This is a genomic window from Roseibium sp. (genome assembly GCF_039982295.1).
Classification (GTDB): Bacteria; Pseudomonadota; Alphaproteobacteria; order Rhizobiales; family Stappiaceae; genus Roseibium.
Map to the genome: position 1 here is coordinate 88,415 of NZ_JBDWYP010000037.1, position 23,206 is coordinate 111,620.

23 protein-coding genes and 1 pseudogene are annotated in these 23,206 nt (G+C 58.8%); 12 read left to right on the forward strand and 12 right to left on the reverse strand.

The window, feature by feature from the left end; all coding sequences use genetic code 11:
* Window positions 1-9 precede the first annotated feature (9 nt).
* The 3 genes from ABJZ52_RS07270 to ABJZ52_RS07280 all read left to right on the forward strand — a co-directional run bounded on the left by ABJZ52_RS07270 (window position 10) and on the right by ABJZ52_RS07280 (window position 4,364).
* Window positions 10-1,023 carry a TRAP transporter small permease subunit gene (locus ABJZ52_RS07270; RefSeq protein WP_348322575.1) on the forward strand — a complete coding sequence of 338 codons (1,014 nt, stop codon included), beginning with the start codon at window positions 10-12 and terminating at the stop codon, window positions 1,021-1,023.
* Between the two features lie 2 nt (window positions 1,024-1,025).
* Window positions 1,026-3,686, forward strand: coding sequence for a TRAP transporter large permease subunit (locus ABJZ52_RS07275; RefSeq protein ID WP_348322576.1), 2,661 nt, complete (start codon window positions 1,026-1,028; stop codon window positions 3,684-3,686).
* Window positions 3,687-3,830: 144 nt separating this feature from the next.
* Window positions 3,831-4,364, forward strand: a complete 534-nt coding sequence (locus ABJZ52_RS07280; RefSeq protein WP_348322577.1) for a hypothetical protein — start codon at window positions 3,831-3,833, stop codon at window positions 4,362-4,364.
* Window positions 4,365-4,572: 208 nt separating this feature from the next.
* Here ABJZ52_RS07280 and ABJZ52_RS07285 read toward each other — a convergent pair whose 3' ends face one another.
* The 12 genes and pseudogenes from ABJZ52_RS07285 to ABJZ52_RS07340 all read right to left on the reverse strand — a co-directional run bounded on the left by ABJZ52_RS07285 (window position 4,573) and on the right by ABJZ52_RS07340 (window position 11,621).
* A complete protein-coding gene (locus ABJZ52_RS07285) occupies window positions 4,573-5,202 on the reverse strand; it encodes a class I SAM-dependent methyltransferase (protein WP_348322578.1) in 630 nt (209 codons plus the stop codon).
* 91 nt (window positions 5,203-5,293) lie between these two features.
* Window positions 5,294-5,794: pseudogene (locus ABJZ52_RS07290) on the reverse strand (copper chaperone PCu(A)C).
* Window positions 5,791-6,375 carry an SCO family protein gene (locus ABJZ52_RS07295; RefSeq protein WP_348322579.1) on the reverse strand — a complete coding sequence of 195 codons (585 nt, stop codon included), beginning with the start codon at window positions 6,373-6,375 and terminating at the stop codon, window positions 5,791-5,793. Before ABJZ52_RS07295 ends, ABJZ52_RS07290 begins: the two are co-directional and overlap by 4 nt.
* Window positions 6,376-6,457: 82 nt before the next feature.
* Window positions 6,458-6,745, reverse strand: a complete 288-nt coding sequence (locus ABJZ52_RS07300; RefSeq protein ID WP_348322580.1) for a hypothetical protein — start codon at window positions 6,743-6,745, stop codon at window positions 6,458-6,460.
* A gap of 7 nt (window positions 6,746-6,752) precedes the next feature.
* Window positions 6,753-7,310, reverse strand: coding sequence for a TlpA disulfide reductase family protein (locus ABJZ52_RS07305; protein WP_348487731.1), 558 nt, complete (start codon window positions 7,308-7,310; stop codon window positions 6,753-6,755).
* Window positions 7,307-7,894, reverse strand: coding sequence for a DsbE family thiol:disulfide interchange protein (locus ABJZ52_RS07310; RefSeq protein ID WP_348322582.1), 588 nt, complete (start codon window positions 7,892-7,894; stop codon window positions 7,307-7,309). The genes ABJZ52_RS07305 and ABJZ52_RS07310 overlap by 4 nt, the downstream gene beginning before the upstream one ends.
* Window positions 7,887-8,030 carry a hypothetical protein gene (locus tag ABJZ52_RS07315; protein ID WP_348322583.1) on the reverse strand — a complete coding sequence of 48 codons (144 nt, stop codon included), beginning with the start codon at window positions 8,028-8,030 and terminating at the stop codon, window positions 7,887-7,889. Before ABJZ52_RS07315 ends, ABJZ52_RS07310 begins: the two co-directional genes overlap by 8 nt.
* A complete protein-coding gene (locus tag ABJZ52_RS07320; RefSeq protein WP_348322584.1) occupies window positions 8,027-8,476 on the reverse strand; it encodes a c-type cytochrome in 450 nt (149 codons plus the stop codon). Before ABJZ52_RS07320 ends, ABJZ52_RS07315 begins: the two co-directional genes overlap by 4 nt.
* Window positions 8,473-8,922, reverse strand: coding sequence for a DUF411 domain-containing protein (locus ABJZ52_RS07325; RefSeq protein WP_348322585.1), 450 nt, complete (start codon window positions 8,920-8,922; stop codon window positions 8,473-8,475). Before ABJZ52_RS07325 ends, ABJZ52_RS07320 begins: the two co-directional genes overlap by 4 nt.
* Before the next feature lie 48 nt (window positions 8,923-8,970).
* Window positions 8,971-9,690, reverse strand: coding sequence for a c-type cytochrome (locus ABJZ52_RS07330; protein WP_348322586.1), 720 nt, complete (start codon window positions 9,688-9,690; stop codon window positions 8,971-8,973).
* Between the two features lie 12 nt (window positions 9,691-9,702).
* Window positions 9,703-11,130, reverse strand: coding sequence for a multicopper oxidase family protein (locus ABJZ52_RS07335; RefSeq protein ID WP_348487732.1), 1,428 nt, complete (start codon window positions 11,128-11,130; stop codon window positions 9,703-9,705).
* Window positions 11,131-11,267: 137 nt separating this feature from the next.
* Window positions 11,268-11,621, reverse strand: coding sequence for a hypothetical protein (locus tag ABJZ52_RS07340; protein WP_348322588.1), 354 nt, complete (start codon window positions 11,619-11,621; stop codon window positions 11,268-11,270).
* 110 nt (window positions 11,622-11,731) lie between these two features.
* Between ABJZ52_RS07340 and ABJZ52_RS07345 the strand changes: the two genes are divergently transcribed.
* The 9 genes from ABJZ52_RS07345 to ABJZ52_RS07385 all read left to right on the forward strand — a co-directional run bounded on the left by ABJZ52_RS07345 (window position 11,732) and on the right by ABJZ52_RS07385 (window position 23,140).
* The gene (locus ABJZ52_RS07345; RefSeq protein ID WP_348199562.1) at window positions 11,732-12,151 is read left to right on the forward strand and encodes a heavy metal-responsive transcriptional regulator; all 420 of its coding nucleotides are present in this window, start codon (window positions 11,732-11,734) and stop codon (window positions 12,149-12,151) included.
* Window positions 12,138-12,890: a MerC family mercury resistance protein gene (locus ABJZ52_RS07350; RefSeq protein WP_348199563.1), complete on the forward strand. Its 753-nt coding sequence runs from the start codon at window positions 12,138-12,140 to the stop codon at window positions 12,888-12,890. The genes ABJZ52_RS07345 and ABJZ52_RS07350 overlap by 14 nt, the downstream gene beginning before the upstream one ends.
* Window positions 12,891-12,912: 22 nt before the next feature.
* The gene (locus ABJZ52_RS07355) at window positions 12,913-13,176 is read left to right on the forward strand and encodes a thioredoxin family protein (protein WP_348199498.1); all 264 of its coding nucleotides are present in this window, start codon (window positions 12,913-12,915) and stop codon (window positions 13,174-13,176) included.
* A gap of 842 nt (window positions 13,177-14,018) precedes the next feature.
* On the forward strand, window positions 14,019-15,398 hold the full coding sequence (locus ABJZ52_RS07360; RefSeq protein ID WP_348199499.1) for a TolC family protein: 1,380 nt from the start codon (window positions 14,019-14,021) through the stop codon (window positions 15,396-15,398).
* Window positions 15,395-17,023, forward strand: coding sequence for an efflux RND transporter periplasmic adaptor subunit (locus ABJZ52_RS07365; RefSeq protein WP_348199501.1), 1,629 nt, complete (start codon window positions 15,395-15,397; stop codon window positions 17,021-17,023). The genes ABJZ52_RS07360 and ABJZ52_RS07365 overlap by 4 nt, the downstream gene beginning before the upstream one ends.
* Window positions 17,020-20,190 carry an efflux RND transporter permease subunit gene (locus ABJZ52_RS07370; RefSeq protein ID WP_348322589.1) on the forward strand — a complete coding sequence of 1,057 codons (3,171 nt, stop codon included), beginning with the start codon at window positions 17,020-17,022 and terminating at the stop codon, window positions 20,188-20,190. Before ABJZ52_RS07365 ends, ABJZ52_RS07370 begins: the two co-directional genes overlap by 4 nt.
* 73 nt (window positions 20,191-20,263) lie before the next feature.
* Entirely contained in the window at window positions 20,264-20,632 is a 369-nt protein-coding gene (locus ABJZ52_RS07375) for a copper-binding protein (RefSeq protein ID WP_348322590.1), read from the forward strand.
* 125 nt (window positions 20,633-20,757) lie between these two features.
* A complete protein-coding gene (locus tag ABJZ52_RS07380) occupies window positions 20,758-20,901 on the forward strand; it encodes a hypothetical protein (protein ID WP_348322591.1) in 144 nt (47 codons plus the stop codon).
* 1,027 nt (window positions 20,902-21,928) lie between these two features.
* Window positions 21,929-23,140, forward strand: coding sequence for a tyrosine-type recombinase/integrase (locus ABJZ52_RS07385; RefSeq protein WP_348322592.1), 1,212 nt, complete (start codon window positions 21,929-21,931; stop codon window positions 23,138-23,140).
* Window positions 23,141-23,206 lie beyond the last annotated feature (66 nt).

Sequence of the window (23,206 nt, forward strand, 5' to 3'; positions counted from 1 at the left end):
GGGGGCATCATGCCGGAGCTTAAGCAGAACAAACGAAATGCTGGCTTTGCTTCCATACCGAACTTCCCCATAGCCCTGACGAGAATTTTTGGTTGGGCCATCATTGGCGTACTTGCCGCCTTTCTATTCAATAATTTCCTGACCAATTGGCTTGGATGGCCTGGCGTCAGGATTTTGGCCAACCCGTCCACTGGCGGCCACGATCCCCGCATCTGGTTACAGGTGGCCATCTACGCTGCCGCCGTACTGGCCGCCGCCGCCCATGTCGCACGCACCAGGGACCGCAGCCTTAGAACGGACCACCAGCGGGTCTTTGGGCTCAATGCCGTGCTCATCCGCGCCGGGTTCTGGGCTGTTCTGTTGATCGGTCTGGTCGACTTCACTCTTGCCTTTCTGAAGGGCGAGCAACTCCTGATCGGCCTGGTCGGCGCGCCGCTGGCAGATACTCTGGGGCGCGCGGAATTGCGCGGTGCCTATGTGCACATGCCCTTGGTCGCAATCGGGCTCGCCATCGCGCTTCGCACACGGGTCCTAGCGCTACCTTGGCTGGTCCTGATGATCGTCGTCGCCGAACTACTAATCGTGCTGTTCCGCTTCGAGTTTTCCTACGAACAGACCTACATGGGCGATCTGGTCCGCTTCTGGTATGCGGCCCTATTCATGCTGGGCTGCGCCTACACCCTTTATGAGGATGGCCATGTGCGGATTGATCTGCTTTACGTGGAATCAAATCCCCGCCGTCGCGGGCTGGTCAACGCCATCGGTGCCCTGGTGCTCGGCATGCCGTTCTGCTGGCTAATCCTGAGCGTCGGCACGGCAGGCCGCACCGGCATCCTCAACAGCGCCCTGCGGACCTTCGAGATCGAAGGCGTCGGCGACGGCATGTACATCCTGTACCTGATGACCGTACTGGTCGGGGTGTTCGCGGTCACACTCATCATTCAATTCGTCAGCATGATGTTCGGCGGAATGGCCGACGTGCTGGGCGAGCCCACGCCAACGGGCGGCGCTGAGGGGGGCTGAGGATGGAACTCTTTTTCCTCGTCCTACTGGTCGTGATATTGGCCGTCGCCCTCGGCTCGGGCTTTCCCGTCGCATTCGCCATTCCGGGTTCGGCGATCGTCGCCGTCAGCCTGGCCGCGTTCGCCGGTCTGGTGGTCACTGGAAACCCGGATGCATTCTTTATCCACGGCGGAGGCCCTAGCGAATGGCTATCCGCTGGAGCGATGAACATTCGGGGAATTTATAACAATGACGGGACGGATGTGTTGATCGCCGTGCCGTTGTTCATCTTCATGGGCCTGATGCTGGAGAAGTCGCGCGTCGCCGAAGACCTTCTCGTCGCCATGGCGCGTCTGTTTGGCACGGTGCGCGGTGGGCTCGGCGTCTCGGTCGTCCTGGTCGGCGCCTTGCTGGCGGCAACCACCAGCGTGATCGGCGCGACGGTGATCGCCATGGGCATGATTTCGCTACCGACCATGTTACGGAACCGCTATTCCAAGCCCATGGCGACGGGCATTGTCGCAGCCACGGGCACGCTGGGCCAGATCGTCCCGCCGTCGATCGTCTTGCTGATCCTGGTCCACCAACTCACCACCGCCGTCAACGAAGCCAACGCCGCCCGGCGGGCCCTTTACAAGACCGTGACAGATGACCTGCTGATGCCGAGCCAGTTCGATGTGCCATCGGTCAGCGCAGGCGAGATGTTCATGGGCGCTCTCGTGCCGGGATTGGTCCTTATCGCCCTCTATGTCCTCTATATCCTCGTCACGGCCTATCTGCGGCCAGACCTGGCACCGGTGCACAGGCATACAGATATCTCTGGCAAGAATGCCGTTACGGCGCTGCTCATCGCCTTGGCCCCGCCCCTGACCCTTATTCTTTTGGTTCTTGGTTCGATCATCGCCGGCATCGCCACGGTCAATCAGGCCGGCGCCGTCGGTGCCGCAGGGGCGGCCATGATGGCCGGATACCGCCTGCGTGAAGGTCAGCGTGATGCCTTCTGGCCGACCCTACTGGCCATCGCCGCCCTAGTTGCTCTTGGCATCATCAATGCCCTTTTCCACGTCAATCTGCGAAAGATCGAAGGCACAGCAGACATCGCGGGCATCGTGCTCGCCGCAGTCGCCTCAAGCGCCCTCGCCATCGCCCTCGGTTGGAGCCTCTGGCGCACATGGGCAACCGGCGGCACCTTAAAGCGTGTGTTGGAGGACACGACCAAGACGACCTCCCTGGTGTTCGCCATCCTGATCGGTGCGGTCATGCTGACAGCGGCATTCCGGGGGTTCGGCGGTGAGGACCTGGTGCGTGATTTCATGCGTGGCCTGCCGGGCGGGTTCTGGGGTCAGTTCGCAGTCGCCATGATCATCATTTTCGTCCTCGGATTTTTCCTCGACTTTCTGGAAATCACCGTGGTTGTTGTCCCGATCATCGCGCCGATTCTGCTGACCGACCCCGCAGCAAACGTCGCCGCTGTCTGGTTCGGTGTTATGATCGCGCTGAACATTCAGACTTCGTTTCTAACGCCGCCCTTCGGTTTTGCACTCTTCTACTTGCGCGGGGTCGCGCCGAAAGGCGTCCGTACGCTCGACATCTACAAGGGCGTTGTGCCTTTCATCGCCATTCAGTTGCTGGTCCTTGGTGTGGTTGCGGCCTATCCGACCTTGGTGACCTATCTTCCGACCCGTGTTTCGCTCGGGGCGGAGGCTTCACCGCCGCCAACCAATCCTCGGCTTCAGTACTGCATGGAAGAGTTTATAAGGGACGAGTTTCAAATAAACGGGACGACCATAAGGCAAGCCATCGGCAAAGCCCGGAACATCAATCTGGAGGGACTTCCTTCATACCTTCAGAACGAACTAATACGCAGCTTCGAGAAAGCGGAAAATGCGTTTCCGACGATGGAACGAATCACCGAAACCGCTGCGGCGATACACACGGCGGCGCAGACCTACCGGCCGGTCCACGACAGGGTGCGGCGGATCGAACGCGATATTCGGCGGATCGACAAGAAGATCGAGCAAAACCGGGCTATCATTTCCTGGGCCGGTAGGGCGGCCTCGTCCGAGGAAGGTCGGCGGGCAGAAGCGCGCATAAAGCCCCTAACAAACGAACGCGCCGAACTAACGGCCCAAATTCCGGCAGGCTGGACGGATGTGCGGACCGACATGGCGGCTAAGCTGAAGGCTCACCATGACGCACGTATTCGTTATCGACGAACCGTTGATGCGGCTCATGGCCCCGTGGTCGAAGCGATCCAGGCGATCAATGACGGAGACCGTGTGGGTTCCCTCCAAAAGGCTTTGCAAGAGTTAAAGGCGAATGTGGAGGTGATGCCTGCGGACGATCTGATAGATCGGTTGAAAACAGCCTATGGCCAGGCAGCCCTGGTCCGCCATTCCACGGAAATAGAAAATGCCCTAACTCAAGCGCGCCGGGTTTTGCGTGCTAACCCGACCGCTCGCACCGCGATTGCTGAAAAGGTTCAAGGCGCGCTTGCTGTTGTCGCCAAGGAACGGATTTGGCGCATCCGCGCAGCGCAAGAAGTCTTGGGCAGCCTAATGGCTTATGAGACCGCCATCGCGGAAACCATAGGAATCCGGGGGCGTTCGAGGCTTTCAGATCGCGTGGCATCCGAAATTTCCAACTGCGTTGCGACTCCCCGGGATATCTATTTGAATTTTTGAGATGGCCAGACGGTGCGATGCTCAACGAACAAACAATACTGGAGTTGACGCAGGTCAAAGTACCGACACCGAGAATAGTTTAGCCTTAAGAAAGATGTCGTTATTTCGGCGCGTCTTTTGAAAAAGTGTGAGAGGAGATTGATCATGACACGTAAAACGAAGCTGGCCGGATTGGCCGTGGCCTGTGTTTTGGCCATGTCGATCACCACATCGGCGTTCGCCCATGGCTCCGGAAACTCGAATTCCAGCCAAGGCCAAATGCCGATGATGGGCCAAGGCATGATGGGAAGCCAAATGCCCATGATGGGCGGCTACGGCATGATGGGCCAAATGCCGATGATGGGGCCCGGCATGATGGGAGGCCAAATGCCCATGATGGGCGGGTACGGCATGATGGGCCAGATGCCGATGATGGGGTCCGGCATGATGGGAAGCCAAATGCCCATGATGGGCGGTTGGGGAGGGATGCAGGTTCTGCGCCGCGACCTGACGGCCGATGAAGTTAAGCATATGATGGAGCACCGCTTGGCCTGGAGCGGAAACCAGAACGTCAAACTTGGCAATGTCAGCGAGAAAGAGGGTGATGTGATCGAGGTCGAAATCACGGACAAAGACGGAAAGGTCGTCCAGAAGCTCAAGGTCGACCGGCACACCGGCTGGATGCAGATCGTTCAATAGGTGACGGCATTTAACTTACCTTTTCCATTGCCTAGGTGAACTGAGATTGATCATGTTCAAATTCAACTACGCCTCTTATTCGGCAAGCTGGTAGTTAGCGAGCAACACAATTGGCAGGGCGAAATTCGAGGTAAACGAGGGGAGAATCAGGATCGCAGGTTCTGAGTGGGGAGGTTTCTTCACCTAGCGCCTGCGATCAAACTAAATCTTATTGATCAGCCTTCCGTAAGACAGAAACCTGAAACCTCTGCTCGTTCCCTTTGGGTGTCATGTGCACATGCTTCCGCATATCGACCGTTTTCAAAGCACCCGGTGCGATTTCTTCCAAGGTGGCTACCAGGTCTTCGGGCGAATAACGCATAACAGGCAACCCGGAGCACATCTCCGGCCCGTCCTCTGCAAACGTCATAATAATCGCAATTCCACTGGGCTCGAGCGCTGACAGCATCCTCGAAACGTAGGCCCTGCAGTCGTCTTTTGATGTCAGGAAATGGAACACCGCTCGATCATGCCAGAGCCGGTAGGGCTGATCGGGAACCCATTTGGTTACGTCTTCTGTGATCCACGTTACCTTGTCTGCCCGCGACCCCAGTCGGCAGCGTGACACATTCATTCCTGCTTCGGATAGGTCCAAGATCGAGATGCGGCTGAAGCCGAGATCAATCAAGCTGTCGACGATCCGGGAAGCGCCACCGCCGACATCCAGGATAGGATCGTTTGCATCGGCGTACTTACGGATCAGTTCGAGAGATACGGTGGGGATTGCCTCGAACCAGGTTAGCGCAGTCTCTTCGCGGGCCCCATACACGTCATTCCAATGCTCATGACGATCATTCATAGCAAATCATTCCCTTCAGCCCGGCAGATTGGCCGCAAAGTCTGGCCGTTCTATATTCAAGTGTCTTACACTCTGCAAGAAAACCCGACAGTCAATTCCATCGCATTGACCTATATCGCACGGACCTATACGAAGCGGTTTGTGGCCGGGTTATTCCGGGCTGGTCGCCCCAAGCTCGAGAATCGGCATGCTCGAACTCCAAAGCCAAAGTCAGATTTACACCCTTTCGTGGTTTCTCATGCAATTCTATGAGCATGAGATGCAGCCCGCCCAGGCGGAAGACCACTTCGGCTCCTAGTAGGATAGTCACCTCATTGCGGTCCTGCATTTACGCGACGCCGTCTGCGACTTTGGATTCATGGATCATCACCATGCCCGCAGCTGGTGACGTGACTTTTAGAAGTCGATCCGATTTCGTGCCGGTATTGCGGATCGTCAAATAGGCGGCACCCGGCCGCGATTGTAGGATAGACGCACGCGCCCAAGGTTTCTCAATGACAATTGAAGCGTCTCCTGCTGACGCGCCGCGTGCCTGTATCAGCAGAGTGAAGGCAGCAATGAAGGCGAACAGACTCAATTTCAGTGATTTCATTTTTCAATTCTTTCGTTCTTCAGGCGACGTTGGATCTCCGCCGCGATTTTCTCCGGCGGATGAAGGTTTTCCGAGAACACCGCGTCGTACGAGCCGTCCGGCGTCATCAGGTACATGTACCCCGAATGCCCCATGACGTAGCCGCCCGGCGCATCGGCTCTCTCGGTTTTCCCGTAAAAAACCCGGAATGACTTCGCAGCCTGTTTGATCTGCTCAGGCGTGCCGGTAAGGCCGACGATATCCGGGTGGAAGGCCCCGACATATTCAGCCAATACCTCGGGTGTGTCGCGCTCCGGATCAACCGTGATGAACATCGGTGCCACCTTGTTCGCGTCCTCCCCCAGAATATCCAGAACCTGGGCCATGACCGCGAGCGTTGTCGGGCAGACGTCGGGACAGAATGTGAAGCCAAAAAACACCAGCTGCCATCGTCCATGGAAGTCCTGCTCTGTGACGTTACGTCCGTGGTGATCTGTCAGCGTGAATTGGCTTTTGATCATGGCTTGGCCGAGTTGCCGTGCCGTGGGCAACGGCGGTTCCGGCTTATAGGTACTCCAGCCGACGATACCGGCCACAGCCATGGCCGTGATCAGGACAAGTCCCCAAGCCGCCCATCGCACACCCCGGAGACGGGGGCTATCCTTCGGCGCGCTGGAAGTGCTGTCAGACATCGTCTGGCTTTTCCTTCTCCCCTGGCTTGGACGAACATTTTCCGCTCCCCCCGCTCATGCACATGCCCAGCGCACACATGGCGACACAGGGCAGAACACCAAGAAGAAGCGGCGCCAAGCCCAGCGCCACCACCGTGCCCCAGTTCATCGCCAGGCCGCCACCGATGGCGGCGAGCCCGAACAGAATCCAACCACGGCGCCCGGTGACATAGGGCCAGAGCTTGTTGACGGCGCGTTGAGCGGTTGCAACCGCGAGCACTGCTTGTTGACCATTCTTCATCGCTCTATCACCTTTGATTCTTTGCTGACGCAATCCGGTCCCGGAACAGGGTGACCAAATCCGGCGCATCCCATTCCGCAGGACCAACCAACCGGCCGAGCTGCTGCCCGCTTGGGTCGATCAGGAAGGTCGTCGGCAAACCGCCTAACTTCAGGACACGCATGACCCGTGCATTCTGATCCATGTAGATTTTCAGGTTCTCGATGCCGGTCTTTGCATAGAAATCCCGCACGACCTTCACCCCTGCCCGATCGATCGAAAGCGGCAACACATGAAAGTCGTTGCCGCCCAGAAGGCCCTGCAGGCGGTCTAGCGTCGGCATCTCTTCGCGGCAGGGTGGACACCATGTCGCCCATATGTTCAGGAGCACATGTTTGCCCCTGAAGTCCGCGAGTGCCCCGGGCCGACAGTCTTCGTGGGTAAATGTGACCTCCGACATTGGCAATGGTGCATCGTGCAGGCTAAAGGTCTTAGCCGTTCCCGCGGCGCCTGCGACGGCAGCCGGCAACACCACGGATGCTGCGGCCATAACCGTCATGGCCCGGCGGCGCGTCATGACTGTCATGACTTTGCTCCATCAGCTTTCCGCAGCAGGCGATCGACGATGGGCATGAGCGTGCCGTCCACGATTTCCTGTGTCACAGGCCCCACGTGCTTGTAGGCGATACGCCCGTCGGCGGAGACGATGAACGTTTCCGGCACGCCATAGACACCCCAGTCGATGGCGACACGGCCATCGAGATCGGCGCCTGTCCGCTTGTAGGGATCGCCAAGCCGGTTGAGCCAAGCCGAGGCATCATCGGGCGTGTCTTTATAGTTTAGCCCGTGAATGGGCACGACGTTCCGCGCCTTGAGATCCATCCAAATCGGATGTTCCGCTTTGCATGGTAGGCACCAGGAAGCGAATACGTTGACGATAGACACCTCACCCGAGAGATCCGCCGACGCGAGGCCCGAGGTTCGTCCCTTGACCGGCGGCAGATTGAACTCGGGCACCGGCTTGTCGATCAGGGCCGAGGGCAGCACCTTCGGATCGCGCGTCAATCCCCAGCCCAACGCCACGGCCAAGCCCGCGAACACCACCACGGGCCCCCAGAACAAAAGCGCTGTGCGACGCCTTTGTCCTGCTTCAAGAAGCATTTCACTCATGGCGGTTTCTCCCGCCGTTGCTGAACAGATACTTGATCAACGCGGCCGCGACCAACAACGCCAGTCCGGCGGCTAATGCGCCTGCCAGGATCATGCCCCAGCCCATCGCGCAATCGGTTCCCATCATATTGCTCATTTCTCATTCGCCCTTTTGGTGACGTCCTGCTGCCGGCGCCGAAAACGGTCCGGCCAGGTGCTTTTGATGAAGTCGAGTACGGACCAGATCTCGTCGTCCGAAAGGATGTCGCCGAACGCCGGCATGTCGCTTTCGTATCCCGCCGGTGCCAACGGCGGAACAAGACCGTGCTTGGTCATCCGGAACAGGTGCGCATCCGGATGGTGCCAGGTATGTCCCGTCCGATCATGCGGCGGGGCCGGCAGACGGCCGTCCGGCCGGCGGATCTGCCAATCAGGCTGCCCTTTCAGGTTCTTGCCGTGACAGCTGGCGCAGTGGGTTTGGTAAAGCGTGCGACCCCGGGCAAGGTTGTCCGTCTCGGGTGATTGCGCGGCAACCGGCAGGGAAATTGACCCGACGGTTGCCGCAACCAGCATGAAGGCGGTTGGGTTGAAATCCTCCATCATTCGACCGTGAAGACCTTTGCCGGCCCTTGGCCGAATTGGTAGACGGTGAAGGGGGCTGCCTTTGTGCCCGACATTCCGGGCGACCCTTGCGGCATACCCGGCAGGGAAATTCCCTTGACGTCCGGGCGTTCGGTCAGAAGCTTGTCGATAGCGGAAACCGGGACGTGGCCTTCGACAACGTATTTGTCGAGCACCATGGTGTGGCAGCCCGCGAAGTCATCAGGCACGCCCATCTCACGCTTCATCAAGGTAAGGTCGTGGGATGCCTTGACCGTTACCTTGAAGCCGTTCTCGCGAAGGTAGTCGGCGTAGCTTTCGCAACAGCCGCACTGCGGGTTCTTGATGATGGTGGCGTCAGGCCGGTCGGCCGCAAGAGTAGAAACGGCAGTAACAGCGCTGAGCAAGACCGCAAAGATGGCCGCTTGAATTCGGTTTCTAATGGTCATGATCATTTCCTTTTTGACACTAGATTAACTGAGTTACGCCGGACTGATTCAGCATCGGTTTTCGATGAACGGGCTGATCTCGGACGGTTGGGCAAAGATGACGAAGAATCGATCCCCCCTCATGCCCTTGGGGATGATCACCGGCTTCCCCGCCATCGGCCCCTTATCACTAGAGTCCGATTTGAACCGGAGATTGAACTCCCAGATTTTCTGAACCTGCCCGGCTACCGTACGCACATGATAGGTGCCTCGGCAGTAGGTCAGCGACGCGACCTGACGCTCCGGACCCAGTGCTTCCAGATCAGGCATAGGGCGATCCCCCATCATCATGCTGCCACCGGATTCATTTGAAGGCGCCGGTGACCTTTCAGCTGACTGTTCAGCTTTCACGGCCTTCAAAAAGGCGATGATATCCCGACGGTCGGACGTCGACTTGATGCCCGGAATGTTCATGGACGTTCCGGGAACCAGCCCCCTGGGATCGAGCATCCAGGCGTCCAGTTTTTCATCGCTCCAGACCAAGCCGGAAGCCTTAAGGGCATCGCTGTATCGCCCGAATCCTTCAACCGTCGCGGCTTTCCGCCCGGCGACCGTCGCCAGACTGGGGCCGGTCTTGTGGAGGTCGGGACGGGCCGAATGGCAGGACAGACATTGCAAAAAGGCTTTTCGACCACGGTCAGGGTCGCCGTCCGCCCGCGCCGTGTCGATAAATCCGGTGAACAAGGCCGCGATAATCGCGCCGGCCGTGGAGAATAGATTTCGTCTCATTTCCGGCCCTCCTCATGTCACCTGTATGACACCCATCATGCCGCCGGCCTGGTGTTCCAGGATGTGGCAATGGAACATCCAGCCGCCGGGGTTGTCGGCGATGAAGGCGATTTCGACCTGTTCGCGCGGCGCCATCAGAACCGTGTCCTGCCATTCCTTATGACGGGTCGGCTCGCCGTTTCGGCTGATCACGCGAAAGGAGTGTCCATGCAGATGGATGGGGTGGTGCCAAGCCGTCTGGTTGTCCAGAGCCAGGATGTAGGAGCGGTTCCGCGCCAGCGTCAGAATGGGGTCCATGACGTGACCCGTGGCGGCGACGCCGTTGACCGTCCAGGCCTTGCCGTTCCGCATCATTTCCATCATGCCGACCTCACGTCCGCCCATCTTGGCCATGGACATACCGCCCATCATGCCGCCGCCGAACGCGATGTGATGACGCTCGGCAGAAGCCAGGTCAGGTTCGGGCATGGTGTTGTCGGGCAACGCCGCGACCTCGCGCATCGGCTTTTCCCGCAACCGCTTGGGCCCGTAGACGACATTCAACAGTCGGTATTTCAGACGACTGTAGAAGGTATCCCTGACGGCAAAGGCATCGCCCGGATCGCCGGTCAGGTCGAGGATCAGATCGATCCGCATGGCCGGTCCGATGTCCAACCGTCCCGTCACCTGGTGCGGGTCAACCGGCTGGCCGTCATAGGCGATGACCCAGGGTGTATGACCTTCGAATTCCAGGCCGAAGATACGGGCGTTGGCGGCATTGATCAGGCGCAGGCGGATACGCTCGCCTGCCCTGGCTTCGAATATATCGGTGATCCGGCCATTGACCGTAACCGTGTTGCCGATGCGGCCGGCATGGCTCATATCATGGCGATTCCCGAAATCCTCGCTGATCTGCGCATCTTTCAGCAAGCGCCAGTCGTCCAATACCCAGGTCACATCATGGTCCACTTGGGGCGGGTTCGTTTCCTCGATGATCAGGGGGCCGTAAAGGCCACGCCCGACCTGCTCGAAGCTCCGCTGATGAGGGTGATACCAATAAGTCCCGGCGTCGGGTGCATCGAACTCGTAGACAAAGGTTTCGCCGGGCGCGATGGGCTTTTGCGTCAGATGTGGCACGCCGTCCATCGCATGGGGCACGCGAAGCCCGTGCCAGTGAACCGTCGTCTCTTCGGTCAGTCCGTTGCGCACGGCGACGCGCAGACGTTCGCCTTGGCGTATCCGGATTTCCGGGCCGGGCACGCGACCATTGTACGACCAGACTTTGGTTTTCGCCCCGTCACTGTCCACTAGGTGGGTCGCACCGGGGCCGGCGTCCAAATCGAATTGACGCAGGGGAAGCGAAGGTGCTGCCCAGGCGGGCACGGCAGCCACCCCTGCCGCGGCGCCGGCGGCAGCTAGGAAGGAACGGCGCGACAGGCCGTTGTTGAACGTGTTTTTCATTAGATGATGTCCATTCTCGGGTATGGAGGCGGACAGGCTGACGAGCCTGTACCAACAAAGCCTCACCTGCCCCGTATGGAGGAGGCGGGCCTAAGACGTGACGCGTGGCAAAAGCAAAGGCTTTCGCCGGCTGCGCACTAACCGAGAATGGATTTTGGGGGAGAGGGGTCGAGCAGAGGCCCGGATGACCGCGCGAATTGCCTGCGATCTAGGGGATACGTTCGGTCATCGGCCATGCCGACGGCCGCGCGGCCATCGACCATATCGATTGCGGAAAGGTGACAGGCCGACACGCAATCTATCGATGCCTTTGCCCCATCACCGCCGGTGCCGCACGCAGTACAGCTATCGCCATCGGGACCTTGAACATCGCCGGTCATGGCCATGTCGACACGCATTTGTCCCGCCTGGACCACCGAGACGACGGACCCCACGCCCACTGCAAGCAGCAGGGCGACAATCAGAAGGCGGGATCGCAGCAGTCGTCTCATCGGTCGGAAGTGTTGCCATCAATCATGGCCGGATCAAGGCAAATTTCGCCCTTGACCCTAAAGTATACTACAGGGTTTACGCTGTCCGGAATCGACGGAGATACTGAGAAATGTTGAACATCGGAGATGTCGCCCGGCAAGGCGGCGTGAGCGTCGAAACCCTGCGTTACTACGAACAGCAAGGGTTGATTGAAACGCCTGATCGGGACGCGAACGGCTATCGGAAATACGCGCCTGAGGTCGTTCGGCATATTCAGTTCATCAAACGCGCCCAGGATGTTGGGTTCACCTTGCGGGATATCGGAGACCTTCTCTCACTTAAAACCGATCCCGGGGCATCGTGCAGCGATGTTCGGGACCGGGCGCTGGGGAAACTCAGCGAAATCGAGGAGAAGATCGATGTTTTATCGCGAATGCGGGATGTCCTCAGCACATGGACGAATGCGTGCCCCAGCACAGGGCCAGTGAGTGCCTGTCCGATTCTTGATGCCCTGGAAGCCAGGAAAGGGCCCGCAAATGCCGACCGTTGAATTCGTCTATGAAAAATCATGCCCGAATATCGCGGCGGCCCGAAAACAGTTGATAGCGGCGTTTGGCGCTGCCGGTGTGGCTCCTGCTTGGTCGGAATGGGAGGTTGGTGCCCCAGATACGCCCGACCACGTTCGTTCCTATGGCTCTCCGACGATCTTGGTCGATGGTAAGGACGTGTCGGGACTTCCCCTTGAAGAAGCCAGTTCGTGTTGCCGCATATACACGTTGGAAGGCGATGCGCGTGGCGTGCCGCCGCTTGACCAGATCGTGACGGCGTTGACGCCAGGTTATGAACCCGGCAAGCCCTCCGGAACCTTGCATTTGAATGCGGCCATGGTGCCGTCCATCGGGGCGGCTTTATTGCCGAAACTGGCCTGCCCCGCCTGTTGGCCGGCCTATGCCGGTTTGTTCAGCAGTCTTGGCATCGGATTTATCGACTATACCCCGTTTCTATTGCCGCTCACCGGTGCCTTTCTTGCCGTTGCCGTTTCTGCATTGGCTTACCGGGCGACGACACGGCGCGGGTACGGTCCGTTTGGGTTGGGTGTTGTCGGCGCAGGGATCGTGCTGATCGGCAAGTTCGGCTTCGACAGCGACCCGGCCATGTGGGCTGGTCTTGGCGTTCTCGTTGCCGCGTCCCTGTGGAACACCTGGCCGATGCGAAGCAAAAGCCAATCGGGCCAAACAGCGGGCTGTCCTGCTTGTGCGAACATTAAGGACGAATACGTAACCTCATGACTCAACGAAGGAGATTTTGACGATGCCCCAGAAACGCAAGATCGAAGTTTTCAGTGCCGGATGCGGCTTGTGTGAGGACACCATTGAGCTGGTCAACCAGATGGCCTGTTCAAACTGCGAGGTTTCCATCCTCAATATGAAAGAGGACGAGGTGATCGCCAGGGCCAAGGACTTGGGCGTGCGCACGCTGCCCGCCGTGGCGGTTGACGGCGTTCTGGCCTCGTGTTGTGCCGGTCGAGGCGTGACCGAAGACGCCCTTCGAACCGCAGGAATAGGGCAACCATAGCCCCGCATGGCGGATATGTCATTGGCCTCTGGAACTTGATCTTCGGCTCCTTGAATATCATAAGAGATCGGCCTATTTCTTGCTCGACCCCATGGATTGGTCGGTTTTCCGGCCCGATGCGATGAGGTTGTCGTACGGTCACAAAAATATGATGCCCTGCGAAAACAAAGATGGTGCGCCGCAAAAAAAATTTGATATCGTACCTTATCGCCTTCCCTGCTTCAGATTGTTGGCTCTGTAACCCTGATGCGATTTTTACCTCGTCTGATCTCAGCGATTTTACTGGTATCTGCCTTGTTGCTTCCACCTGTGGTCGCTGCGTGGGCGGACTCGGGTAGCTTATCGACATCAGGCGGCGCCAGCGTTGGCCAAGTGGACGTCATCAGCTGTCAGAACGATGCGGCCCGACACGGAGAAGCGGAAGGTTCTTGTTGCGCGACGGAACAGTCCTGCCCGCCTGAGTTCTGCGTTTCAACCTGTCTTGTTCCCTTGATCATTGGTGCATCAACGCACGAATTTCCCGATCAGGAGACCATCGCGCTTCGACTCGTTAAAGCCGAGAACCTGCGTTCGTGGGCAATCGGTCTGTTATTCCCTCCCCCACGAACCTGATCCTTCGATGACCTCTGCGCGTGCCTTGGACCGGGCCTGAGCCTGGCCGCTAGTCTCGCGTATGCGTGCACCGTTTCCGGCGGCATCCGATGGCCGTCCGCCAAGAAGGATCGAACAATATGTCCGTCATCAAGAGGTTGGCTCCGGGAATGCCTGGGCTTGCCCTCGTCACACTTGTGCCACCATCTCATGGTGTCGCGGAGAAACACGAACTCCTGGCCGCTGTCCCAGTGCCGAAGGGTGAAGAGTCCCCGCGGGAAGCCAAAGGGCCCCCCACTTTTCTCGCTCAATCCTTCCGCGGCTTTTCAATTTTTCTTGTTGCCGTCGCCGCGTTAACGATCGTTTTCCCCAAGGAGCCTCTCGCGCAGGCGCCTGAACCATCAGCCGAATTGACTATTGATCACGCCCTTCGGTTGGCGGAAGAACGTTCATTCAGTTTGCACGCTAAAGACGCCAGGGGCCGGTCATCCCGCGAAAGGGCGGTGTCGGCGGGTAGTCTGCCCGACCCTGTTCTCCGGTTCTCGATCGACAATCTGCCTGTCACTGGTTCAATGCGCTACAGCCTGACCGACGATTTCATGACCATGCGTTCGGTCGGCCTTACGCAGACATTCATCGGAAGTGACAAAAGGGATGCCCGACGCGACCGGTTTGAACGCGAGGCAGAATTGGCGTCGGCAATGCGGTCCATGGAATTGGCGCGTCTTCGAACCGAAACCGCGCGTGCCTGGTTCGACCGCTTTTATCAACAGCGCATATTGAACCTGCTCGAACGCCAGCGTGAAGAAGCCGTCCTTACAGCAGAGGCTGTTTCCACGGCTTATCGAAGCGGTCGAGGCCCGCAAAAAGACGTTATCGCGGCACAAGAGGAGATTTCCCGCATCGACAATCGAATTCACGAGGTGCGAGCGGATGTCAGCAATTCCACCACTCTCTTGGCACGATGGATTGGAGAGAGCGCGAGGTTGCCGCTGGGCACCGCACCGGCCCTGAGCAATATCGGCTGGGACGGACTAGACACAGCGCACCAAGTCGATTTGCATCCTGAAATTCAAGCCCTGAACTCAAAGGAGCAGGTCGCGCTGGCCGAGGTCAAGGTCGCGAGGGAAGACAAGAACGCCGACTGGAGCCTCTCCCTTATGTTCAGCAGGCGAGGTGACAACTTCAGCGACATGGTCTCCGTCGGCGCGTCTATCCCGCTTCAGTGGAACCAAAAAAACCGCCAGGACCGAGAACTCGCCGCGCGCCTCGAAAAAGTCGCCGAGATACGGGCCGAGCGGGAAGAGATGCGCCGCGAGCATCATTCGGAAGTCGAGCGCATGTTGGCGACTTGGCGCTCCAACCTGATGAGGGTGCGGGACTACGACCAGTCGTTAATTCCCCTGGCCACCGAGAGGACCAACGCATCCGTTGCGGCATACCGCGGCGGCAAGGGGACACTGGCGACCGTGCTGGAGGCCCGGCGTATGGAGATCAACACCCAGTTGGAGAGATTGCGAATCGAAAAACAGGCCGCAGCCATCTGGGCGTGGTTGGAGTTTCTCATACCTGAACCCGATGCGTCAGCCGATGCAACCAATTCCAAATCCGACAAGGAGCCGGGACAATGAACAGCAAAAAGATATCGATGAGCCTGCTCGCGATCAGCGTGATCACCGCGGCCGGCTTTGGGCTTTATCGCCTCGGCATGTCGCACGCGGCGCCCCAATCTCCTTCGGTTGGTTTGATGGAGGCACAGGCGATGACCGTCGCGGCGCCAGAAGACCCTTCCAGTTGGGGAATTCCCGAAGGAGAAAGAGCGACCCGCCGCCACATGGAAAGCGGCCTCAAGGCCGGTGATACGGACCCCCTGACAGATCGTCGGATTCTCTATTATCACGACCCCATGGTGCCGGGGAAAAAGTTCGATTCCCCGGCCAAGTCGCCGTTCATGGATATGATGCTCGTCCCCGCGTATTCGGGGGGCGAGGGATCGGACCCGGGAACCGTGACCGTCAGCCCGCGTATCCAGCAAAATCTCGGCCTTCGCGTCGGAGAGGTCGTTGACGGCGTCCTCTCGCAGGAAGTTTCGGCGGTCGGCGCCATCGCCTGGAACGAACGCGGTCAGTCTGCCATCCAGGCCCGCGCGACCGGGTTTGTCGAGAAGCTGCATGTCCGCGCGACGTTGGACCGCGTCACCAAGGGTCAACCGTTGTTCGAACTTTATGTACCCGACTGGGTTGCCGTACAGGAGGACTACCTTAGCGTCCGTCGAATGCAAGGGCGCGATCTTCAACCTCTTGTCGAGGCCTCTCTGCAACGCATGCGGCAAGCCGGCATGGATGATCGCCAGATCGAGAATGTCGAACGCACGGGCAAGGTGCAGGCGCGCACCACGATCGTCGCACCGCATGACGGCGTCGTCACCGAATTGACGGCCCGCGAGGGCAGCACGGTCAATTCGGGAATGCTTCTGGCCCGGATAAACGACCTTTCGACGGTGTGGGCGCATGCCGAAGTGCCAGAAAGCCAGGCGGCGAAATTGCGCGCGGGAAGTCCGGTTTCGGCGCAGGCGCCCGGCCTGACCGGGAAGATATTCGAGGGCAAGGTACAGGCCCTGCTGCCCGAGGTGAACCCCACGACCCGAACGCGCAAGGCGCGTTTGGAATTGGCAAATCCAGAGGAACTTCTTGTCCCCGGAATGTTCGTGCGGATGCGTCTTCTGGATGAGCAAAGCAGAATGGTTTTGTTGGTGCCTTCCGAAGCGCTGATCAGAACAGGCCGACGCACCTTGGTTATGGTGGCCGAGGACAATAACGGGTTCCGCCCCACCGAAGTAGAGGTTGGTAGGGAGCAGAATGGCCGGAGTGAGATTATAAGCGGTCTCTTAAAAGGCCAGAAGGTTGTCCTATCCGGCCAGTTTCTTATCGATTCCGAGGCCAGCCTGAAGGGAGTCGAGGCACGCATGTCCCCGCCGCCAATGAGCACGCCGGAGTCCAATGCGGCCAGGACCTATGAAACGACCGCGCGTGTCGAGGCAGTGTCGGCCGATGCCCTGACCTTGGTGCATCCCGAGATCCAGGCCTTGCAATGGCCGGCGATGACCATGGATTTCAAGTTGCCCCCCCAGATCAAGATGCCCGGCGTGCGGAGCGGCGACGAGATTGAGATCAGGTTCCAGTTGCAGGAGGGAGATGCGCCAATGATCGTTTCCCTGACGCCCCGGAACGGACCCTCCGCGGGAGAGTCGAAATGATCGCCCGTCTAATTTACTGGTCGATCGCCAACCGTTTTTTGGTCTTGCTGGCCACCCTGCTGCTTACCGCCTGGGGGATCATTTCATTGACCCGCACGCCCCTGGACGCGCTTCCGGACCTGTCCGACACCCAGGTGATCATCCGGACGACGTGGCCCGGCCAGGCGCCGCAGCTTGTGGAGAACCAAGTCACCTATCCTCTCACGACCACGATGCTCTCGGTGCCCGGCGCTGCGGTGGTGCGCGGCTATTCCTTCTTCGGTGACAGCTATGTCTACGTGTTGTTCGAGGACGGAATCGACCTCTATTGGGCGCGATCCCGGGTTCTTGAATACCTCAACCAAGCTCAATCACGCCTGCCGCCCGGTGCCAACTCGGCCCTGGGGCCCGATGCCACGGGTGTCGGTTGGATCTATCAGTACGCCTTGGTCGACAAGTCCGGCCGGCAGGACTTGTCGCAGCTAAGAAGCCTTCAGGACTGGTTCCTGAAATTCGAGCTCAAGACGGTTCCCGGCGTAGCCGAAGTGGCGACGATCGGCGGCATGGTGCGCCAATACCAGGTGGTTCTGGATCCCGACAAGCTGGCCGCCTATCGGATCGCCCACGGAACTGTCGTGAACGCCATTCGTCGAGCCAATCAGGAGGCCGGGGGCTCGGTTCTCGAAATGGGCGAGGCCGAGTTCATGGTTCGGACTTCCGGCTACCTTCAATCCCTGGACGATTTCCGAACCATACCGCTGATGACCACGGATGCCGGTGTCTCGGTGGTCCTGGGCGATGTCGCGCATATCCAGATCGGTCCGGAAATGCGGCGCGGGATCGGTGAGTTGGACGGACTGGGCGAAGCGGTGGGCGGTGTGATCGTGATGAGATCCGGCGAGAATGCCCTTTCCACCATCCAAGCGGTCAAAGACAAGCTGGAAACCCTGAAATCGAGCCTACCGGACGGCGTTGAAATCGTTCCGACCTATGACCGCGCGGGTCTGATCGAACGTGCCATCGAGAACCTGAGCTTCAAGTTGTTCGAGGAATTTCTTGTCGTCGCGGCGGTTTGCGTAATCTTCCTGTTTCATCTTCGGTCGGCGTTGGTCGCGATCGTCTCGTTGCCTATCGGTATTCTTGCCGCCTTCATGGTCATGAATTGGCAGGGTGTGAACGCCAATATCATGTCCCTGGGCGGGATCGCCATCGCCATCGGAGCAATGGTCGATGCCGCCGTGGTGATGATCGAAAACGCGCACAAGCACCTGGAGCACTGGCGTCATAAACACCCGGATGAGCCACTGGCGGGAGAGGCAAGGTGGCGGGTCATCGGTGATGCCGCGGCAGAGGTCGGCCCGGCCCTGTTCTTCTCTCTGCTGATCATCACCCTGTCGTTCGTGCCGGTTTTCGCGCTCGAAGCGCAGGAGGGGCGGCTATTCTCTCCCCTGGCCTTCACCAAGACCTATGCAATGGCCGCAGCCGCCGGTTTGGCCGTCACGTTGATCCCGGTGCTGATGGGGTATCTGATTCGCGGCCGCATCCCCGATGAGCACAAAAACCCCATCAATCGCGGACTGATCGCGGTTTATCGGCCGATGCTTGAAGTCGTGTTGCGGTTTCCCAGGTCGACTATTGTTGTGGCCGCGCTGTTTTTCGTGGCCAGTTTGTGGCCGTTGCAGCATATCGGAAGCGAATTCATGCCGCCGCTCGACGAAGGCGACCTGCTCTACATGCCGACGGCGCTTCCTGGCCTGTCTGCGGGAAAGGCCGCCGAGTTGCTGCAACAAACGGATCGCCTGATAAAGACTGTCCCCGAAGTCGCGACCGTATACGGAAAAGCCGGCAGGGCGGTCACCGCCACCGACCCGGCACCCCTGGTGATGTTCGAAACGACGATCCAATTCAAACCCCGTGATGAATGGCGCGCCGGAATGACGCCCGAGAAGATCGTCGAGGAACTCGACAGAACCGTGCGCGTGCCGGGACTGACGAACATTTGGATACCGCCCATCCGCAACCGCATCGATATGCTGGCGACCGGGATCAAGAGCCCGGTTGGTGTCAAGGTTCTCGGGAGCGATCTGAAGGTCATAGACAGGCTCACCGGCGAAATTGAACGGACCGTCAAGAACCTGCCCGGTGTGACCAGCGCCTTCGCCGAACGTATGACGGGTGGCCGGTACGTCGATGTGGACATCAAGCGGGAGCTTTCCGCCCGCTACGGGTTGAATATCGCCGACGTTCAGTCCGTCGTCAGTTCCGCCGTCGGGGGAAAGAATATTGGTGAGACGGTCGAAGGGTTGCAGCGTTATCCCATCAATCTGCGTTATCCCCGTGAGACGCGCGACTCTCTCGACAGGCTTCGTGCCCTGCCCATCGTCACGCCTCGTGGCCAGCAACTGGTGTTGGGTGACGTCGCCGACATCCGGATTAACGATGGCCCCCCGATGCTTCGCAGCGAAAATGCTAGGTTGGCCGGGTTCGTATACGTGGACCTGCGTGGGCGGGATCTCGGTTCAGCAGTTCGCGAAATGCAACAAAGGGTGAGCGAACAGGTCGATCTGCCGCCGGGGTATTCGGTTACGTGGTCCGGACAGTTCGAGTTTCTCGAGCGCGCGAGCGCCAAACTCAAGGTTGTCGTACCCTTTACGCTCCTGATCATCCTCGTGCTGCTGTACCTGACCTTCAAGAGCTTCGGCGAAGCCTTGCTGCTGATGGCCACCCTGCCGTTCGCGCTGGTCGGCGGCATCTGGCTTCTTTACGGCCTCGGATACAATCTTTCCGTCGCCGGCGTGGTCGGGTTCATCGCGCTTGCGGGGGTAGCCGCCGAATTCGGGGTCATCATGCTCCTGTACCTGAAGCAAGCATGGTCCGCGCGGATTGAACAAGGTCTGACAAGCGAGGCGGACTTGCTCGACGCCATTCGGGAAGGCGCGGTTCTGCGCGTGCGGCCGAAAGCCATGACCGTCGCGGTGATTCTGGCCGGCCTGCTGCCGATCATGTGGGGCGTCGGGACCGGCAGCGAGGTCATGCAGCGCATTGCCGCGCCGATGGTCGGCGGCATGATCACCGCGCCCTTGTTATCGATGTTCGTGATACCCGCCGCCTACTACCTAATGCGCCGACGGCGCAAAGGACGACAGGCGGCGGATCAACTGATTCCGTCATCTGCCGATACCGCGTGATGGATATCTTCGGGTCAATCGGCGGTGCCAGACCCCAGCTTGCAACCTTTCACCAACTTGTGGAGAGAATTTGATGAAAAAATCAACGATCGTTCTTTGTGCCGCCTTCCTGGCGATTGCCGCAGCCCCGGCCACGGCTCAGCAAAAGATGATGAACGACATGAAGGACATGCCGATGGGCACTATGGAAAACAACAGGATGGACAAGCCTGCCGCTGACCAAACGATCCATTCCACAAGGGGTAAGGTGACCAAGGTCGATGGCAGCAGTGGCATGGTGACGTTGGCCCACGAGCCTGTCGGCACCTTGAATTGGCCGTCCATGACGATGGGCTTCATGGTCATGGATAAGGCCCTGCTGGAAAAACTCAGTGTTGGTAAAACCGTCGACTTTGACTTTGTGCAATCGGGCAAGGGGTACGCTATTACCAGCGTGAGATGATGACTCCACCGACCCAGGGATTGCCGTAAGCTGTATCATTCGATCACGTGGTCGTGCCAACCACCAAGTCAACTCCATCAAATCTACGAGCTACTGCCCTGGAACTGGTGCGAAGAGCCTTACCGATGAGCATCTCCACTGAGCCCGACGCTGTCCGGCTGCGCGTCACCCTACTCGACCTCAAATCCGCGCCCTGGCGCGAGATTGAGATGCCGTTGTCGATGACCTTAAAGGGCCTGCACTTCGCCATCCAGGTGGCGTTCCTGTGACACGACGTGCACCATTGGGAGTTCGACGTTGACGACCACCTCTACGGCCTGCCGGTCAACGCCGGTTTCAGCGATGACCATATGTACAAGGCCTCCAGCGCCTGCCTTCAGCAAGCTGTGCGAGACGGGGAGCATCGAGTTCCTCTACGTCTACCATCTGGGTGACGACTGAGCGCACTATCTCCGGGTGCTGGAGTTCTTCACAACTGACCCCGGCAACAATTGTCTCACTTTCTCCGCGGCTAGTGGCGAAGGCCACCCGAAGACATCGGCGACGCTCCCGGCATCAGAGTTCCTCTAAGCGCTCACAAAGCCCGGCCATCCCGATCATGGGTACCTAAAGTAAAAAATTGTCATTTGGATGCGCTATGATCTCGTTGGATACGGTTCCCAAATCCGGGATCGACTACAGACTACTTCTCCATCGTCCACCCATTGATCCGACATCCGGTTCCAGTCTCTGGGAAGAATCGACGACACCTTCCACATGGACGTCGCCTTGCGCTGTTCAGCGTTCACCACAAAAACACATCGACGCCCCGCGCCCGGGCGATATTCATTTCTTAACCGTCATGGTTGGGCTGAGCGATTGGACGGTCTACTGGTCAGCATACCATATCCCGTAGGCCTACGACTCCCCGACCTCAAAAACACTTAAGAAGATCCGCCGTTTTCTCGACGAGAACATCGACTAAGTCGCTAACTCAAACTCTTTAAATTGCATATCATTTTTCCACCAAGTCGGATTTCCCGCTTACCTCCAGCTTACCCGCACGAAAAAACGCCTTAGAGATTTCTCTCTAAGGCGTTGATATTATTGGTTGCGGGGGCAGGATTTGAACCTGCGACCTTCAGGTTATGAGTTTAACGGTCGATTGATTGCAGGAGCATGAGGGAGATTGCAGGAGATATAATTATTGTTATTTTTCAATGTATTGAATCATATTTTAGGCTTGACGTGGATTTCAAACGGAGTCCAGAATTACCCCTGGTTTGATTTCCATATGATTTCCACAAGGTCAGTCCCATGAAACTCTCCAAGGCTCGCATCAAGTCTCTCGAGGTTCTGGAAAAGGACTACTGCGTGTGGGACTCGACCCTCCCCGGCTTCGGCGTAAGGGTGCGCCCGAGCGGCACCAAGATTTTCATCCTGCAATACCGCAACAAGTTCGGGCGCCTGCGCCGCTATACCCTAGGTCGGGTCGGACAGCTCACCCTCGACCAGGCTCGGGGCGAGGCCATACGCCTCCGCGGCGGTATCTCCCTCGGAAATGATCCCTCCGACGCCCGCGCCCAGCTGCGTCAGGGTGACACGGTCCGTGAACTGGCCGACCGGTATCTCGAGGACCACTGTGAAGGCCGGTGCAAGGAAAGCACCAAGAACGCGCATATCTGGTTGCTGGATCGCTACATTCGACCAGCATTTGGTGCTAGAAAGATAAACGAGCTGACGGCGCAGGACGTGGCCACCCTGCATCGCAAGCTCAAAAACACGCCCTACAACGCCAACAGGGTTCTGGGATTGGTCAAGGCGATGTTCAACAAGGCGGCCCAATGGGGGCTGATCGAGCCGCACCGTAATCCGGCACTGCCGGTGAAGCCTTATCGCGAGCGCAAGCGCCAGCGCTATCTCACGCCCGAGGAACTGAAAGGCCTGTTCCGCGTCATCGACGAGCAGGAGCAGTTGAAACTCATCGATCCATATCAGGCAGGCGCTATTCGCTTGCTTGTCCTCACCGGCTGCCGCCTGAGCGAGATACTCACGCTCGAATGGGAAGCCGTCGATCTCGCCAACAAGCGTCTCCTGTTGGCCAACCACAAAACGGACGCAAAAGGCCTCAAGGCGATCCCGCTCAACGAGCCGGCGATCGAAGTCCTCAAGCAGCTTGCGAAGACGACCAAGGAATTGACGGAGGCCCGCCAGCGTAAGGATGAGAACATCGTCGATAACGCCTACGTCATCTCCGGCCGCAAGGACGGGACACACTTGGTTAATTTGCAGAAGCCTTGGGGCCGCATTCGCAAGGCTGCCAAGTTGGAGGACGTGCGCATTCATGATCTGCGTCACAGCTTTGCCAGTGCGGCCGCCTCGGCCGGCATACCTCTGCAGATCATCGGCGGCCTCCTGGGCCACTCCAGCCCGCAATCAACGGCGCGCTACGCGCATCTGGCACAGGACCCAGTCCATCAAGCGTCCGAGGCCGTCGGCGAAATTTTGGCAGGTCGGTCGACCGGATAGGAGGATCAGTCAGATGAAAAACATCATCGACAAAAGCGAATACTCGAAGATCTACGCACCCGACGC